Annotated in this window: 14 protein-coding genes and 1 tRNA gene; 9 read left to right on the top strand and 6 right to left on the bottom strand. The window is 36.7% G+C overall.

What is annotated here, in order from left to right:
• Positions 1–198: 198 nt before the first annotated feature.
• The gene (locus TOL5_RS15945) at positions 199–1,074 is read right to left on the bottom strand and encodes a lytic transglycosylase domain-containing protein (protein WP_198114721.1); all 876 of its coding nucleotides are present in this window, start codon (positions 1,072–1,074) and stop codon (positions 199–201) included.
• A 507-nt stretch (positions 1,075–1,581) separates the two neighbouring features.
• Here TOL5_RS15945 and ttcA point away from each other — a divergent pair.
• Together ttcA and TOL5_RS15935 are read left to right on the top strand one after the other, a co-directional pair.
• Entirely contained in the window at positions 1,582–2,490 is a 909-nt protein-coding gene (gene ttcA, locus TOL5_RS15940; RefSeq protein WP_121774093.1) for a tRNA 2-thiocytidine(32) synthetase TtcA, read from the top strand.
• Between the two features lie 225 nt (positions 2,491–2,715).
• Positions 2,716–3,099 carry an SCP2 sterol-binding domain-containing protein gene (locus TOL5_RS15935; protein WP_004828485.1) on the top strand — a complete coding sequence of 128 codons (384 nt, stop codon included), beginning with the start codon at positions 2,716–2,718 and terminating at the stop codon, positions 3,097–3,099.
• A gap of 158 nt (positions 3,100–3,257) precedes the next feature.
• Here the strand turns inward: TOL5_RS15935 and TOL5_RS15930 are convergent, their stop codons facing one another.
• Entirely contained in the window at positions 3,258–4,367 is a 1,110-nt protein-coding gene (locus TOL5_RS15930; RefSeq protein ID WP_004828487.1) for a transglycosylase SLT domain-containing protein, read from the bottom strand.
• Positions 4,368–4,931: 564 nt separating this feature from the next.
• On the opposite strand from TOL5_RS15930, the gene greB reads away from it, so the two are divergent.
• Together greB and TOL5_RS15920 are read left to right on the top strand one after the other, a co-directional pair.
• A complete protein-coding gene (gene greB / locus TOL5_RS15925; protein WP_004828488.1) occupies positions 4,932–5,426 on the top strand; it encodes a transcription elongation factor GreB in 495 nt (164 codons plus the stop codon).
• Positions 5,427–5,516: 90 nt separating this feature from the next.
• Positions 5,517–5,606: transfer RNA gene (locus tag TOL5_RS15920), tRNA-Ser, on the top strand.
• A gap of 244 nt (positions 5,607–5,850) precedes the next feature.
• Here the strand turns inward: TOL5_RS15920 and TOL5_RS15915 are convergent.
• Complete coding sequence (locus TOL5_RS15915; protein WP_009586021.1) at positions 5,851–7,110, bottom strand: mechanosensitive ion channel family protein; 1,260 nt, start codon at positions 7,108–7,110, stop codon at positions 5,851–5,853.
• Positions 7,111–7,515: 405 nt separating this feature from the next.
• Between TOL5_RS15915 and TOL5_RS15910 the strand changes: the two genes are divergently transcribed.
• Entirely contained in the window at positions 7,516–8,139 is a 624-nt protein-coding gene (locus TOL5_RS15910) for a glutathione S-transferase family protein (RefSeq protein WP_151781625.1), read from the top strand.
• Between the two features lie 85 nt (positions 8,140–8,224).
• On the opposite strand, the gene TOL5_RS15905 is transcribed toward TOL5_RS15910, so the two are convergent.
• From TOL5_RS15905 to TOL5_RS15895, 3 genes are all read right to left on the bottom strand, one after another.
• Positions 8,225–8,872, bottom strand: a complete 648-nt coding sequence (locus tag TOL5_RS15905) for a 3-oxoacid CoA-transferase subunit B (protein ID WP_009586008.1) — start codon at positions 8,870–8,872, stop codon at positions 8,225–8,227.
• A 2-nt stretch (positions 8,873–8,874) separates the two neighbouring features.
• A complete protein-coding gene (locus tag TOL5_RS15900; protein ID WP_004828567.1) occupies positions 8,875–9,576 on the bottom strand; it encodes a CoA transferase subunit A in 702 nt (233 codons plus the stop codon).
• Between the two features lie 142 nt (positions 9,577–9,718).
• Positions 9,719–10,600: a LysR family transcriptional regulator gene (locus tag TOL5_RS15895; RefSeq protein ID WP_005030608.1), complete on the bottom strand. Its 882-nt coding sequence runs from the start codon at positions 10,598–10,600 to the stop codon at positions 9,719–9,721.
• Between the two features lie 596 nt (positions 10,601–11,196).
• Between TOL5_RS15895 and TOL5_RS15890 the strand changes: the two genes are divergently transcribed.
• From TOL5_RS15890 to TOL5_RS15875, 4 genes are all read left to right on the top strand, one after another.
• On the top strand, positions 11,197–12,621 hold the full coding sequence (locus TOL5_RS15890) for a GntP family permease (RefSeq protein WP_004828569.1): 1,425 nt from the start codon (positions 11,197–11,199) through the stop codon (positions 12,619–12,621).
• A 34-nt stretch (positions 12,622–12,655) separates the two neighbouring features.
• Positions 12,656–13,441, top strand: a complete 786-nt coding sequence (locus tag TOL5_RS15885; RefSeq protein ID WP_151781624.1) for a 3-hydroxybutyrate dehydrogenase — start codon at positions 12,656–12,658, stop codon at positions 13,439–13,441.
• Between the two features lie 201 nt (positions 13,442–13,642).
• Positions 13,643–14,599 carry a 3-hydroxyacyl-CoA dehydrogenase NAD-binding domain-containing protein gene (locus TOL5_RS15880; protein ID WP_151781623.1) on the top strand — a complete coding sequence of 319 codons (957 nt, stop codon included), beginning with the start codon at positions 13,643–13,645 and terminating at the stop codon, positions 14,597–14,599.
• Positions 14,600–15,627: 1,028 nt separating this feature from the next.
• On the top strand, positions 15,628–16,494 hold the full coding sequence (locus TOL5_RS15875; protein WP_151781560.1) for a metal-dependent hydrolase: 867 nt from the start codon (positions 15,628–15,630) through the stop codon (positions 16,492–16,494).
• Positions 16,495–16,779: the final 285 nt, after the last annotated feature.

Raw genomic sequence — 16,779 nt, 5'->3', positions numbered from 1 at the left:
GTCGATCAGAAATTTATCTAAAAAATTGAGTCAGATAAAAATAAATTCTCTATATAGGAGAAATCATAATAACTTTCAATGATTTGTTGAGAAAATGTAATTGTTCAATTTAACGACTTGATTTATACATTTGAGCCATAAATTTTACTAAATCATCTCGTCGCTCATGTACCAACAAACAGCACCGACTTAAGCAAACTAATTGCCTATGGTGATCCTTGCAGTTGCACTGGCATGTGCGGTTGAATAGGATCCAGCAGGTGCATCAGTATAAGTCCCATCTGAGGCAATGATAATGGGGCGAGTATTATACTTTACAGGTTGAATGCTCGATGCATTGTTGATCGTTGGTGCAGGATCAGGATTATTTAAATCATTTGCATTATTAGACTGAGCAATGATTTGTCCAGTGCTGACATTACCATTGGTTGAGAGGTTCAAACCGCCAGCATACAAGTTATTTAAACGACTGGTGACACGTTTTACATAGTCTTGTGTTTCACGAAATGGAGGGATGCCGCCATATTTGTCAACATTACCTTCTCCTGCATTATAGGCAGCCAAAGCTAATGTGGTATTACCATTAAATCGCTTCAGTAGCCAACTTAGATATTTAGCTCCGCCAAAAATATTCTGTTGTGGATCAAATGAGTTAGACACGTTAAAGCGACGTGCGGTTGCAGGCATGAGTTGCATCAGACCTTGCGCACCTACAGGAGAGCGTGCATTTGAATTAAATCCTGATTCAGTATGCATCACAGCTTTAATTAAACCTTCGGAGACGCCATGTGTTTGAGCGGCTTGACGAATAATGCTATCAAATGCATTACGGCTTTTACTGTAACTGGGCAATACTGAGGACTCTGAACTTCCCCAATTGCTATAACTGTGAATGTTACTGTCTTTATAATAGGTCACTTTAATTTTTTGTAAGGAACTATCATTATTTTTTCGGTTGGTGAGTAGGGTCGTGCCATTTTGATCTTTATAGAAGTAAATTTGACCTGCAAAAGTTTCAGGTGCCAATGAGAAGATACTCATACACCCTAAAACCGACAACACAGAACCTTTCATTCGTTTTTTCATTTGTAGTAATTAATATATTTCCCCAATTTCATTTTGGAGTTTATCAAAGTTATTGGACAAGAAAAACTATGAATTGAGTTTTAACAATACAATTAAAAAAATGCAAGTGCTATTTGTTGGCATATTAAGCAAAAAAAATTTTATATTTTTTTTGAAAAATAACTATTGACTAAGGTAATCTATTGAAAAATATATAAAAAATATAGTGGTTAAAAAATGATCAATTTAAGGAAAATGCCCATCATTGCGATAGGAATCTATGTCAAGCCCCAAAGAATCCACAATTTTATCCACAGGTTTTGTGGAAAACTGTGGAAAAGTCCAAAAGATAAGCACTTTGCATAAAAAATGAACTTTGCCGTCTATTTTAAATCGAAGAATAAGTCAGAAAGATGACCAAATAAAAATTGATGCAAAATAAAAAAATCTTTAGATGCGGTTAACGTTCAAATCAGATAAAATTGCCCAGTATTTTTTTATGGGTCAATCTCGTCTATGTTCTCGCCAGTTGAGTCCGAGCAAGGATTTAATTTCAAACCAGAACTTCCAACAAGTTCAGCTTATTATCGTCTGTTGAAAAAACTTCGCCGTCAGGTGGGTCATGCCATTCGTGACTATAAAATGATTGAGGAAGGCGATAAGGTAATGGTCTGTGTTTCTGGTGGGAAAGACAGTTACACCTTGTTGGATATTTTGTTGCAATTTAAACGCATTGCACCGATCAATTTTGATGTTGTCGCAGTCAATTTAGATCAGAAACAACCAGGTTTCCCCGAAGACGTATTACCGAAATATTTGGAAGAAAATAATATTCCTTATTATATTTTGGAAAAAGACACGTATAGCATCACTAAACGTTTAACGCCAGAAGGCAAAACCTATTGTGCTGTATGTTCACGTTTGCGTCGTGGTTCGCTTTATGGCTTTGCACAAGAAATTGGTGCAACCAAAGTAGCACTTGGACATCATCGTGATGACATCATTGCAACCTTCTTTTTGAATTTATTTCATGGTGGCAGCTTAAAAGCCATGCCTCCTAAATTATTGTCTTCAGACAAAAAGAATATTCTGATTCGTCCATTGGCATATGTTGAAGAAAAAGACATCATCAAATATGCAGAAATTCGTAAATTCCCGATTATTCCATGTAACTTGTGTGGTTCTCAGGAAAATTTACAACGTGCAATGCTGAATGACATGCTGCGTGAATGGGACAAACAATATCCAAAACGTTTACACAGTATTTTTGGTGCATTACAAAATGTTTCGCCTTCACAATTAGCAGACCGTGATTTGTTCGATTTTGAGAAATTGGATGAAGAGCGTGAATTTGATATGAAATGTGACACTGAAGACATGAAAAAACGCTTGGATGTGGTGAATTTGAGTTTTGCGGCAGACTGATCTTTTTTGCCAATTTTTTGAACAAATCGGGTACTCATATTGAAATGAGTGCCTGATTTTAAAAAATAAAACGATAAAACCAATAAAACATGAACAGTCCGTACAAAAAACTTTAGCCCAAATTGAAATTATCATGCTATAACATTGGGCAAGCAAAACTGCTTCACCCTGATGTTGTCTGGATAGATAGCACAATAAATTGAATAAATAATTTGAGGAATGAACATGCCTGCATTTTTAACTGATGATTGGTTTGCAAATGTTGAAAAATTAACTGCTGAAGCAGGTGATTTAAACTTGCCACCAGCGCTTTCTGGTTTAGCGATTAATTTGGTTGTTGCAGATGCAGATGGCAACACAGAGCTTGCTTTGGATGGTGGTAAAATCATTAAAGGTAGTTCTGCAAATGCCAAAACGACGCTCAATATGGATGCTGAGACGCTTCGTAAAGTGTTCCTAGAGTTTGATATGGCTGCTGCGATGCAAGCGTTCATGACAGGTAAAATCAAAGTTCAAGGTGATATGTCTCAATTAATGGCATTACAAACTGCTAAGCCAAGCCAAGAACAAAAAGATTTGTTTAAGAAAGTATTAGAGCAAACTGCTTAATTTTCTTGATACAAAAAAAGCTTACTCCATGAGTAAGCTTTTTTTTGTCTGATCATTTCAGTCGATTGAAAAACAATCTCAACGATAGTTAGATCAGATATTGATGTATTACAAAAGTTTTAAATATTAAACAGTAGCCAGCCCAGTGACGAACTGTATTAGATTTCAAGCAAACGCGGTGTCGTTTTGATGTGCTCTAAATATGCACGAATACGTGTGACATATTGCACTGCTTGTTTATAGCGACCATTACTGCTTTGGTGGCGTGTTAAATAATTGTAAAGGTTCATCCAATCATTCGGATCTTTACCTTGCGCTTTAATACGTTTTTGGATACTTTCAACAGCACCTGGTCCCATATTATAGGCAACCAATGCATACCAATGACGGTCAGGTGTACGGATGTAAGAATATCGATTCAACATCATATCAAAATACTTTGCGCCGCCTTGAATACTTTGTACTGGGTCGTTGCGGTTACTCACACCCATTGCTTTTGCAGTATTGTTGGTCAACATCATTAAACCGCGAACACCTGTGGGAGAAACAGAGTCTGGTTTTAAATATGATTCTTGATAACCAATAGCTGCAAGCAGATGCCAATCTAAACCATACTGTTGTGCAGAACGTTTAAAACTGGCTTTATAAATCGGTAAACGCGCACTTAGATCACGTTGAATGGTATTCCAATCATCTTTCTTAACTACATTGCGATTATAAAATGATGCCAATTGTTGGGTTGCACCATTTTGTTTACTTTGACAAATAAAACCGCTTGCCGTTGCTGTGAGTGGATCATCAGCTTGCTTAAAGACCCAATTGATATCGGTATTTAAGCCATTGCTTTTTAAACTATTGAAATCACCACATGTAGCTGAAAACGAAGTGAGATTTTGTGCTTCGATACTTTGCATCGTTGCAGTGGTAATCGCAAAGTTTGCTTTGCCTTGATTGATCATCTTGAGTGCAGTCGCATTATCTGCCACTGTTTTAAACTCTAGCTTCACGTTTAAGCTTTCAGCATAATTGTGGGCTAAGTCATAGCCGAAGCCATGTTTATACTGTCCATCCTTAAATACAATACTCGGATTGGAAACAGCGACTACAGTCAATTTACTTGAATTAACTACAGCATTGTATTGATTGTTCTTACTGGCATTAATACTGAAAGGAATTAACGCCGTGGATAAAACTAAACATTTAATTGGAAGAGCACGAAATAATGAGTTAAGGCAAAGCCTCGACCCAGAGGTTGAACTACTGTGCATGTTGTCTCCGCTACAAGTAATTTATTGCCCTAAAAAGTAATAAGCACAAAAGTACCTACAGACTTCTTACAGTTGGTAAATTCAATAAGGGTGGGCAGTCATGAACGTCATTCAAAAAATGACATGTGGGATTGAAAGATTTTGCAGAAAAACTACAAAATTAAAAAAGTAAGCTAATAAAACATGTGCGCATAATATCGGCAGTTTTTTTATCTGTCAAATTTTGTTTAAAAAATGATCAGAAAATAACATTTAAGTTATTGATTTAAATGTATTAATTTTTTTTGAATTTATGCTGAAATTGTTTTGAAATAAAAAATCAAAAAACTGTAAGCAAATATACCGAATGTAAGTTAAGTTAGACCGTCACTGATAAAAATTTAGTTAAGGATTTTATATGAGTTTTTTTTAATTTATGGATTCAAGCAAGGTAAAAATGTACAGCATATTTGTACTAAAAATCAGTTTCGATATTCAGAATTTTTATGGGTTGGCAGTAGACGAACCTCAATATTTTTTTAAAAATGTATCTCAATGCGGATCTATGGTAAATGGTTTTAAATCATGAAATCTAATTTAATCACCCGTTCGGGACATGATTTATTGGTTGCAGAACTGCAACAACTTTGGCGTGAGGAACGACCAGAAGTAACTAAAAAGGTAACATGGGCTGCCAGTCTAGGTGACCGATCTGAAAATGCGGATTATCAATACAATAAACAACTGCTGAGAAAGATTGATCGTCGTGTGCGCTACTTAGGTAAACGTTTAGAAGAATTACGTATCGTAGATTTTGCACCCGAGCAAGAAGGAAAAGTCTATTTTGGTGCATGGGTCGAGATAGAAAACGATGAAGGGGAATCGAAAACTTTGCGGATTGTCGGTGTTGATGAAATTTATGACCATCACCCCCAACATATTTCTATTGACTCACCGATGGCAAGAGCTTTGCTCTCTAAACAGGTAGATGATGAAGTTGAAGTGATGACACCTTTAGGAAAAAAGCTTTGGTATATCAACTCAATTCGTTATGAAAAGCATGAAATTTCAGCAAATTAACAGGATTTGATTTTATTTTGTACATTCGAGAGTGAAAATATAGAAAAATATTTGCCAAGACGTGTTTTTATTTATATGATAGCCGCCATTGGAAGCGTGGCAGAGCGGTTTAATGCACCGGTCTTGAAAACCGACGAGGGTGTGAGTCCTCCGTGAGTTCGAATCTCACCGCTTCCGCCAAATATTTAAAAAAGCCCTTGTGATTTCAAGGGCTTTTTTTATACATATAAATTTATTCAAAATAAATCCTAAAAAATAATTGGTAATCATGTGAATAAACGAATTATTCACATGAGTCTGGATAAAGTATTTACTCAGTGCAGTATCTTATTTAGCTCAGCATAATAAAGCGCTGAATGAATGTACGAGCAATACATAAACAGATTGTTCAGGCGCAGATATGCTCCTGACCCATCACTCCTAATCAATGCTCTAAAGTATTTGCAGATGAATGGCTGGCTAATGAACGTAAATCAGAACCAGAAGGTGCTTGATAAATTCTTAAGCCAAATTCAGGAATAATTGCCATCAAATGGTCAAAAATATCAGATTGAATTGCTTCATAGTCATTCCATACCGTTGTATTGGCAAATGCGTAGATTTCAAGCGGTATGCCTTCACTGGTTGGCTGCAACTGACGAATGATCAGCGATTGGTTTTTTGCAATACCTGAATGTTGTTTTAGATAAAACTCAACATAAGCCCGAAAGGTTCCGATATTGGTCAGGCGACGTTGATTATAGATCGACTGATTTTCAAACTGCTGATTAAAAGTCTCTAGCTCAGATTGTTTATTGTCCAGATATTGATCCAGCAATAAGAAAGCTTTTAATTTCTGTTGTTCTTCCTGAGTAATGAAGTGAATACTGGTTTGGTCAATAAAGATAGATCGCTTGATCCGTCTTGCACCCAATAACTTCATACCGCGCCAGTTTCTAAAAGTATCCGTCACCAATTTATTGGTCGGAATCGTAGTAAAGGTTTTATCAAAATTTTGCACAGTGATGGTATGTAGCGACATGTCAATCACATCACCATCAGCATTGAGTGAAGGCATTTCAATCCAGTCACCAATACGCACCATGTCATAAGAAGATATTTGTACGGATGCGACCAAAGAAAGAATGGTATTTTGGAAAACCAATAGCAATACTGCTGCCATAGCACCAAAACCTGCCAGCAGAGTAAATACGTCTTTCTTCAGGAATGTACCCAATACCAGTAAACCACAGACGATAAATACGATCAGTTTGACCAGCTGAAGATAACCTTTAATAGGTTTATTGAGTGACTTTGGATTACGTTGATAAAATAAGTTAAAAACGTTGAGAAGTTCACTGAGTGCAAGGGCAATCGTGAGGAAGATAAATGCTTGTGATGCCATTTGCACTAGACTGACAACTTTTACAGACAAATGCGGAACTGTGCTAATCCCATTTAAAATAACAATCGCTGGGACAATGTTTGCCACTCTTCGAATCACACTGTGTTCAGAGAAAATTTCACTATAGGCAAACTTCATCTTTGAAATGAGTTTACGTATACCCCGAACAACGACTTGTTTTGCAATAAAATTTGCTAAAAATGCGAAAAAAAGCAAAATGGACAATGATGTCAGCATTTCTAACCACGGATACTGATCAGACCATTCCTGAATATTTTTAAAAAAAGCAAAGTTATCCAAAAGTACAACCTCAAAATCTCGGATAGGTCATTGTATTGTTTGTGAATGACAATATTAGATAAAAATACTTTTTAGCTACATTTGGGCATCATTTATTTACTCAATTGAATGATCACATGATTTAGTATCAATGACCCATTGATTATAGATGTATGCTTACACTTTAATTTGACTGTATGAAGCATTTGTTTTTAGATAAGTTTTATTTTAAAACGCTTTATATATCTCATTTTTTTAATTCTCAGATGACAATAAGTTGAATGAATTAGTCTTATTGCTGCATATTTATTTTTAAGATTTATATCACGATTTTTTTCAATCATATTTTTATGATCATGTGATCTTCAACACAGATGTTTCTCATCATTTTCAGCTATATTATTTGCATTGGATAGGAGATGGTTTGTGATAAAAATTCTTGGAAGAGCTGATTCAATCAATGTCAGAAAATTACTTTGGCTGTGTGATGAACTCAATATTTCTTATGAGCGTGAAGATTGGGGGCGTGGCTTTCAATCCACTCAAGAAACCGCATTTTTAAAGCTGAATCCCAATGCGACCATTCCTGTTTTAATCGATGAGGATTTTGTGTTGTGGCAATCCAACTCGATCATTCGATATTTAGCCAATCAATATAATGGACAACACCTTTATCCTTTGGATGCCAAACAACGTGCTGAAGTGGATCAGTGGATTGATTGGCACGGGATTGAATTGAACAACAGCTGGACATATGCCCTGATGCATTTGGTTCGTCATTCACCTCTACATCAAGATTTAGAGCGGGTAGAGCAAAGTATTCAGGCTTGGAGCAAACATATGCAGATCCTTGATCAACAATTAGAAAAAACAGGGTCTTATGTCACAGGGCAAAACTTTTCTTTAGCGGACATTGTGATTGGCTTGTCTGTACAGCGTTGGTACTTAACACCATTTGAAAAAATAGATTTTCCGCATGTTCAAAATTATTATGAACGTTTAAGTCAGCGTGAAGCTTATTTAAAATGGGGCAATAATGGTCAAAACTAGTTTGCCAGCAGATTTTCTTATTGTGAATTAACTTGTTCGAAACAAGAGCAAAAGAGCTGAAAATGATTTCAGCTCTTTTTTTTGATCAAGAAGCTTGAAGCTCGCTTGTAATCAAGCTTACACCTGTCGCAGACTGAATTTGCTCTAAGCTGACATCTTTAGCCAGTTCAACCAATTTAACGCCTTGTGGCGTAATATCCATAACACCCAGATCAGTGATGATGCGGTTGACAACCAATCTGCCCGTAAGTGGCAGTGAGCACTCTGAGACAATTTTCGGGCTACCGTCTTTGGCACAGTGTTCCATCAAAACCACAACTTTTTGAACACCAGCAACCAAATCCATTGCACCTCCCATTCCTTTGACTTTCTTACCAGGAATCATCCAGTTAGCTAAATCACCTTTTTCAGAAACTTCCATTGAACCCAATATGGCAATATTCACTTTACCACCACGGATCATGGCAAAAGATTCAGCACTAGAGAAAAATGCAGCACCTTGACGTGCAGTGACGGTTTGTTTGCCTGCATTGATTAAATCCGCATCTACAGTTTCTTGAGTTGGAAATTCATCTATTCCCAATAAACCATTTTCAGATTGTAGCCAGACATCGATATGCTCAGGAATATAGTTTGCAACCAGTGTCGGCAATCCGATACCTAGGTTGACATAAAAACCATCTTCAAGTTCTTGAGCAGCACGCTCAGCCATTTCATTACGCGTCCAAGCCATGATTAAGCCTCCGTTTTCAATGTCAATTGTTCGATTCGTTTTTCAGGTTGTGCATTCAAGATGATACGACTGACATAGATGCCTGGCAGATGAATTGAATCAGGATCTAGTTCACCAATTTCAACAATTTCCTCAACCTCAACGATGGTCAATTTTCCTGCCATGGCGCATTCAGGATTAAAGTTGCGTGCTGTTTTACGGAAAATCAGATTACCCGCTTTATCTGCTTTGTAAGCTTTTATCAAGGCAATATCTGCAATCAAGGCATGTTCAAGGATATAGTCTTTGCCAGCAAAATTACGAACTTCTTTTCCTTCTGCAACCAGTGTACCTACACCTGTTTGGGTAAAAAATGCAGGAATGCCTGCACCGCCAGCACGTAATTTTTCCGCCAATGTCCCTTGAGGAGTCAGTTCAACTTCAAGTTCACCATTCAGATATTGACGTTCAAATTCTTTATTTTCACCCACATAGGATGAAATCATTTTTTTAATTTGTTTGGTTTGTAAAAGTTTGCCTAGACCAAAATCATCAACGCCAGCATTGTTTGAAATGCAGGTTAAACCTGTTACGCCCGTTTCTTTTAAGGCATCAATTAATGCTTCTGGGATTCCACATAATCCAAATCCGCCCACAGCAAAGGTCTGATTGTTTGCAACTACATCAGCTAAAGCTTCATGCGCACTCGCGACAACTTTGTTCATCGTTTTAACTCTATGTCCTTTAGAGCTTTTATTATTAGCACTGCATAAATGATTTTAGAAATTGATTCTTTCAAATGTTCAATGAGAAAAACTCATTAATTTTTCGTTAAAGACATTGAATTTTATTGATTTGCAGGAAGCTTTAAAACTGATATGCCAACAAGGTTTCGATAAATTGAGAGGAGATATTGGAGAGTTCAAAGTCTTTTTTATAAATCACGCCTACAGGAAGATTGACTTGTCCATCTTCAATTTCAATCAATAGGTTATTTTCTTTGTCGATATAATTTTGAAAATGCCGTGGAATTGCACTGACACCCATGCCAAAAGCCACAAAATGGGAAAGAGAACTGATTTGATGACACTCGATTTTTAAATCCAAAATTAAATCATTCTGAGCACATTTTTCTTCAACCACATGTCGAATGATTGAAGGTTTTTGTAGTGTTATAAAGGGATACGAACATAATTCTTGCCATGTTACTGATTGATGTTTGGCGAGTACATGGTCTTTAGGAAGCAATGCCAAAAAATCTTCATTGAAGAAGGGTTTAAAAATTAATTGATCATTGTGTTGAGGTTCAAAGCAAATACCAAGTTCAAAAATACCTTCTTGTACTTTTTCAATAATTTTTTCATTGGGAATATCATGGATTGAAAAATTGATATTGGGATGATGCTTGTTAAATTCGTTGAGTACTGCGGGTAAAATAGCATGTGTTGCGAAAGGCATAGAGGCAATATTGAGTGTCCCTCGATGCAGCTTAAAACGTTGTTTAACGTCTCTTTCCATGTCTTCCCAATTGGCTAAAAGCTTTTTGGCAAATGGGATTAAAGCATTTCCTTCCGCAGTAAGATCGACACGACGGGTATTGCGTTTAAACAGTTTTCCGCCAAGTTCATCTTCTAAGCTTTTGATACTTAAACTTAAAGCGGATTGACTCAAACAAAGCTCATTGGCAGCATTGGCATAGTTTAATGTGCGGGCAAGGACTAAAAATGCTTTTAATTGTTTGAGTGTCATAACTCTACCTCACTGATCTTTAGCACTATGATACGCTAAACTCAGAATCTTTGATCGTATAACCAATCATTTAAGCACTTAAATTATATTGTGTTTACTCAATCAGCTGAGTTCAATGGATTAATAAAATTTCAATTTTATTAATGGTTTAAGTTAATTTTTATGTGAGTAAATATTGATTGTGTATGGATAAACCAAGCTAATCTTGAATTTGTAAAAGAATGAATGGGCTACTTTTTCATGAATGATCTTGAAAATTAACACTTTGTTTTTTATATCAGTACCCATTAAGTCAACACAAAAATAAATCTGCTTCAATTTATGAGCTTTTCATATTAACTGATAAATATTTTCAAATAATATCCCTAAAAATTTGGATTATAGTTTTATTGATAATTTGGATATGGATATTCCAATTTATAAATCTGGATGATTTATAAATGCTCAATGTATTGATGGAAATTAATTTTTCTAACTATCCATTTTTATTTATTGAATAACTCATTCATATCAATGAATGGGACTGCCTTGTGATGATTTGAAATAAAAAACAAGGTGGATTTAGACATATATGCTTTAAGGACGGAGTAAAAGATATGTGGGAACTGGGTATAATTTTGCTTTCTCTCGGGCTGTTGATGTATACCGCCTACAGAGGATTTTCTGTGATTCTCATGGCACCGATTTGTGCCTTATTTGCCGTCTTACTGATCAATCCAGCCAACGTTTTACCATTTTATTCTGGTGTGTTTATGCCAAAAATGGTGGGCTTTATTAAAGATTATTTCCTGGTTTTTTTACTTGGGGCAATTTTCGGTAAAGTTGTTGAAATGTCTGGTATTGCAGAATCAATTGCCAAAACCATTGTCCAGCTCATTGGCTCCAAAAATGCCATGTTGACCGTTGTGCTTCTAGGCGCGATTCTCACCTATAGTGGTGTAAGTTTGTTTGTGGTGGTTTTTGCAGTCTATCCCTTTGCAAACCAATTGTTTAGACAAGCCAATATTCCAAAACGTTTGATTCCAGGCACAATTGCACTAGGTGCTTTCTCGTTTACGATGGATGCCTTACCGGGCACACCTCAGATTCAGAATGTTATTCCAACTACATTTTTCGGAACCAATATTTATGCCGCACCTTTTTTAGGAATTATTGGGGCAATTTTTGTTTTGGGTGTCGGTTTAAGTTATTTGGAATGGCGTCGCCGTGTTGCTGCACGCAATGGTGATGGATTTACTTCTGGTATTACATTGACTGAGGCTGAATTACAACAATTCGAAAGTCAATCTCAACAACAGGATAATGGTTCTGGACTACGCCAATTTATGGCATTTGTCCCATTGATTTTGGTGGCTGTGATGAATAAATATTTATCCACCGCGATTAAACAATGGTACCCGAACGGCTTTGATTTTAATGCAATTGGACTGGCGAACTATACTGTGGATGTCGCTAAAACATCGGCGATTTGGGCGGTCGGTTTAGCGTTAATCGTGGGTATTATGACCGCCATTATGTTTGATTACCGCCGTGTATCCACCAGTTTTAAAGAAGGGGTCAATGCAAGTATTGGTGGCTCTTTACTTGCGGTGATGAACACTGCATCTGAGTATGGTTTCGGTGCCATCATTGCAGCATTGCCAGGTTTTGCAGTGATTAGTCATGCTTTAGGACATACTTTTACCAATCCATTGGTCAATGGTGCAGTTACGACCACTGTTTTAGCAGGGATTACAGGTTCAGCCTCAGGCGGTATGAGTATTGCGTTGAGTGCAATGGCTGATCAGTACAATGCCGCAATCGCTGCAATGGGAATTCCTGCTGAGGTGATGCATCGTATCGTCGCAATGGCTTCAGGAGGTATGGACACCTTACCTCATAATGGCGCAGTCATTACTTTACTTGCCGTAACAGGGCTTACTCATAAACAATCGTATAAAGATATTTTTGCCATTACGATCATTAAAACCATTGCGGTGTTTGTTGCGATTGCAGCATTTACATGGTTTGGTATTGTCTAAGTTTATATTGAAGAAGCAACACAGGGAGTCAAACATGAGTCAACTTCTCAAAGATAAGGTTGCATTTATCACAGGTTCAGCAAGTGGTATTGGGCTTGAAATCGCTAAAAAGTTCGCACTTGAAGGTGCAAAAGTCGTCATTTCAGATATGAATGCGGATAAATGCAATGAAGCCGTTTTTGCTTTACAAAAGGATGGATATGACGCTTTATCTGCGCCTTGTGATGTTTCCAATGAAGATGCTTATGCTGCAGCGATTGAGTTAACGCAAAAGACCTATGGGCGTTTAGACATTCTGATTAACAATGCTGGTTTTCAGCATGTTGCTTCAATCGAAGAGTTCCCAACAGATATTTATCAAAAGTTGTTAAATGTAATGTTGGTGGGTTCTTTTATTGGAATTAAACATGTATTTCCAATCATGAAAGCACAAAAGTATGGTCGTATTATCAATATGGCTTCGATCAATGGTCTAATCGGCTTTGCTGGAAAAGCAGGTTATAACAGCGCGAAACATGGCGTGATTGGTTTAACGAAAGTGGCAGCTTTAGAGTCTGCACGAGATGGTATTACTGTCAATGCATTATGTCCGGGTTATGTAGATACACCCTTGGTCCGTGGTCAAATAAAAGATTTGGCAAAAACGCGTAATGTCAGTGAAACAAGCGCACTTGAGGACGTTATTTTAGCCATGGTGCCACAAAAACGCTTACTCAATGTTGAAGAAATCGCAGATTATGCAATTTTTCTAGCCAGTGAAAAAGCAGCAGGCGTCACGGGGCAAGCTGTGGTGATGGATGGCGGTTATACAGCGCAATAATGTCAATATTCATCCAATCATAATTATCCCTTCTAGCTGTTTATATCGCTGCGGAAAGATCTGCTTATTCATCATCATTATTTGTGGAGGATGAATTCCTCCACAAATTCGAGTGAGTCTTGCCGTTATAAAAGCATTATTTTTCACTATTAAATATCAAGATATTCCCCACATTTTTCAAGGATAAGAGGAAGTGTATATATGAAATCCGTCAATAAAGTTGCCATTATCGGTACGGGTGTAATTGGTGCAAGTTGGGCTGCTTTTTATCTGAGTAAAGGATTTCAGGTCAGTGCATTTGATCCAGCCGCCGATGCGGAACTCAATTTAACGACTCGAGTTCAAAGCTACTTACTTGATCTATTTGAATTAGAAGAACACAAACAGGGTGATTCGGAAAGTTATATTACAGGGCTTTTGAACAATTTAAGGTTTTATCAAAATATTGCAGAGGCAGTTAAAGATGCTGACTTTATCCAAGAAAATGGTCCAGAACGAATTGATCTAAAAAAACAACTATATGTGCAACTCACACAAAATTGTCCAGAAGATACCATAATCGCGTCCAGTTCATCGGGTTTAAAAATATCGGATATTCAACAAGATTGTGTTTATCCCGAACGAATAGTTTTGGGACATCCTTTTAACCCGCCCCATCTATTACCGCTTGTAGAGATTATTGGTGGCGAGAAAACACATACAAAGTATATACAGGATACTTTTGAGTTTTATCAATCATTGGGGAAAAAGCCGATTTTGATCCAAAAGGAAGTCAAAGGACATGTTGCGAACCGCTTACAGTCTGCGATTTGGAGAGAAGCATTTTATTTGGTTTCTGAAGGGGTGTGCAGTGCAGAAGATATTGATACTGCAATCACCAATGGACCTGGATTACGTTGGGCAATCTTTGGTCCATATCTCAATATGCAACTGGCAAACCAACAAGGATTTAAAGCGGCTATGCATCATTTAGGTGAGCCAATGTCAGAATGGTGGGCTGATATGAAACCCTATACATTAACTGAAGAAAAAATTGATATGCTGAATGATGCGACTCAGCACTTTGTGAATAGTCTCGGTAATAAAAATCTGCAATTGCTCCGTAATCAGGCATTGTTAAAAACTTTGAAAATGAGAGCTGAATTGGATTTGCCATAATCGTTATTGTTGAATAAATATACAATTTATCTTTAAAAGCTTTTGCCTCACTCCTGAATAGCGATGCTGATTTTGAAATGATTTTAGCTCGCTATTCAATCTGTTGAAAAATTCAATAGTAAAATATAATTTTTATTAATAATGAAATCAATGATATATATATTATTGACTGATGTTGCGCAGTAACTCTAAAATTAAATTTTGGAGCTAGAAGAATGTGGATACGCGAAAACGTCATCCGCAATTGCTTGAGGCAGGACTCCTTCTAATAAGTAAAGTTTCTGCGAAACTTTGAATATTTTGACGATAGTAAACGAGTTCTGCGGTGAGCAGCGATGTCGCTGCGCAAGATGGTTGCCCTTGCGGAGCTTTGCTCCTCATGCCAAAACAAAAGTACCTCGAGCCGAAGGCTATTCCATAAATTTAAACTTTGGATGTAAGACTCCATCGTGTAAATTTAGCTTTTTCTTTTTCACCTACTTAATTTAAATCAAGTGCGTAACATCAGTTATTGAGTGATATTCAACTTTAATTGTCTCGCCTCACATCTAAAGTTTAAATAGATGATCCTAGATCCAATTGAATAGAGCGTTATCCCTATCACCTCAAAATAGAAAGATGATCTAGGATTCAAAAGTGCAAAATCAATGCATCAGAAAAGCTGCTAAAATTTTGTATAAAAAGCATGAAGTTTATTAGGGATGAATGATTGACATTAAATCACTTGTATCAGTAAGCAGGGGGATGATGATATTTACAGATCAACAATTTTATGTGATTTATCAGATATTATTCCACTTTTTTAATCTTAATATTGAAGAATCTATTAAGCCTGTGAATACGATATGTTTGACTCAATGTCATTTGACCCTATTCGGTTTATCTTTATAGGAACAGCGCTATCATTTAAGGACAATCTCTGTTGATCAGGCATTCAACTGATTGACAGGTGAGAAGATGCTCACTATTTTAACTTTTAAGTTCTTTTTTGGAACTTGTTATTTTTAGATAAATCCTTGAGGTGAGTCATGTCTACATCAGCAGTGATAGAAAAATCAAAGCAAAAAATACCTGCATCATTTCCAGTACGCCGTATGGATTATGAGTTTCAGGATATACCTAAATATTGGTGTAATAATGAACCAACTTTTACGCATTACTTCACAGGTCTATCCACTTTGTTTCCAGAAGGTGAGTCTTATTTTGTTCGCTCAGTACGTGCATTAAGAGACAAGGTGAAAAGCAATCCAGAATTAGACCGTGATATTGGCGCATTTATTGGTCAAGAAGCCATGCATTCTAAAGAACATCACGCTTTTCATGTCAGCGCTCAACAATATGGTTTAGATCCTGAATCTTTAGAAAAGGTGACTGGGATAATACTCAAAGCGATAGAGCAGATTTTTCCGAAAAAATGGAATCTATTGGTTACGGTTGGTTTGGAACATTACACAGCAGTTCTTGTGGTAGAAATGATGAAAAATGTCAATGAGTTAATGACAGACACCACAATTCGTAACTTATGGCTTTGGCATAGTGTAGAAGAAACTGAACATAAGGCTGTGGCATATGATATGTACGAATATTTATATGGAAAAGGTTTAGATGCCTATATTCCTCGAGTCGCTATTTTCACCTTTAGTTTAGTGCTGATTACTGCTTTTTCAAATATCTATCAAATGGTATTGATGTCGAGAGACAAGCAATTATGGAATATTAAGTCTTGGGTAAAGTTTGCAGGTTTTGCAATGCAGTCCTATCGAAAGCTTATTCCTCAATTTTTCTCTTATTATCATTTTGACTTTCATCCGAATGATACAGACGAATCTGAAATTGTCGCGCAAAGCAAAGTAAAGATTGGCATTTCACCTGAACAATCTACATTTATTCAATAGCATGAGGGTTTAGCTTAATTTATTCATTCGGATAAATACATTGATACGCTCAATATGACTGGTCTAGAAATTATGCAAACATTTCTTTAAAGAACTCCAACTGGCTCATGCAATTGCGAAAACGATATGAATGAAAGAGGCTGGAGAGCTTGAATTTATTTGAGTTGTATTTATTGTAATTGGATAAATGCTCAAGTGCTTCGGGTAAATGAAGGAGTTGTTTAATCAATCTCAAAAATAATAAAGGGGGGATATCCGGTAATGAAATCATGGATCGAATATGCC

The organism is Acinetobacter sp. Tol 5, from assembly GCF_019702905.1.
GTDB classification, from domain to species: domain Bacteria; phylum Pseudomonadota; class Gammaproteobacteria; order Pseudomonadales; family Moraxellaceae; genus Acinetobacter; species Acinetobacter bereziniae.
This window is presented reverse-complemented; position numbering and strand designations above follow the sequence as displayed.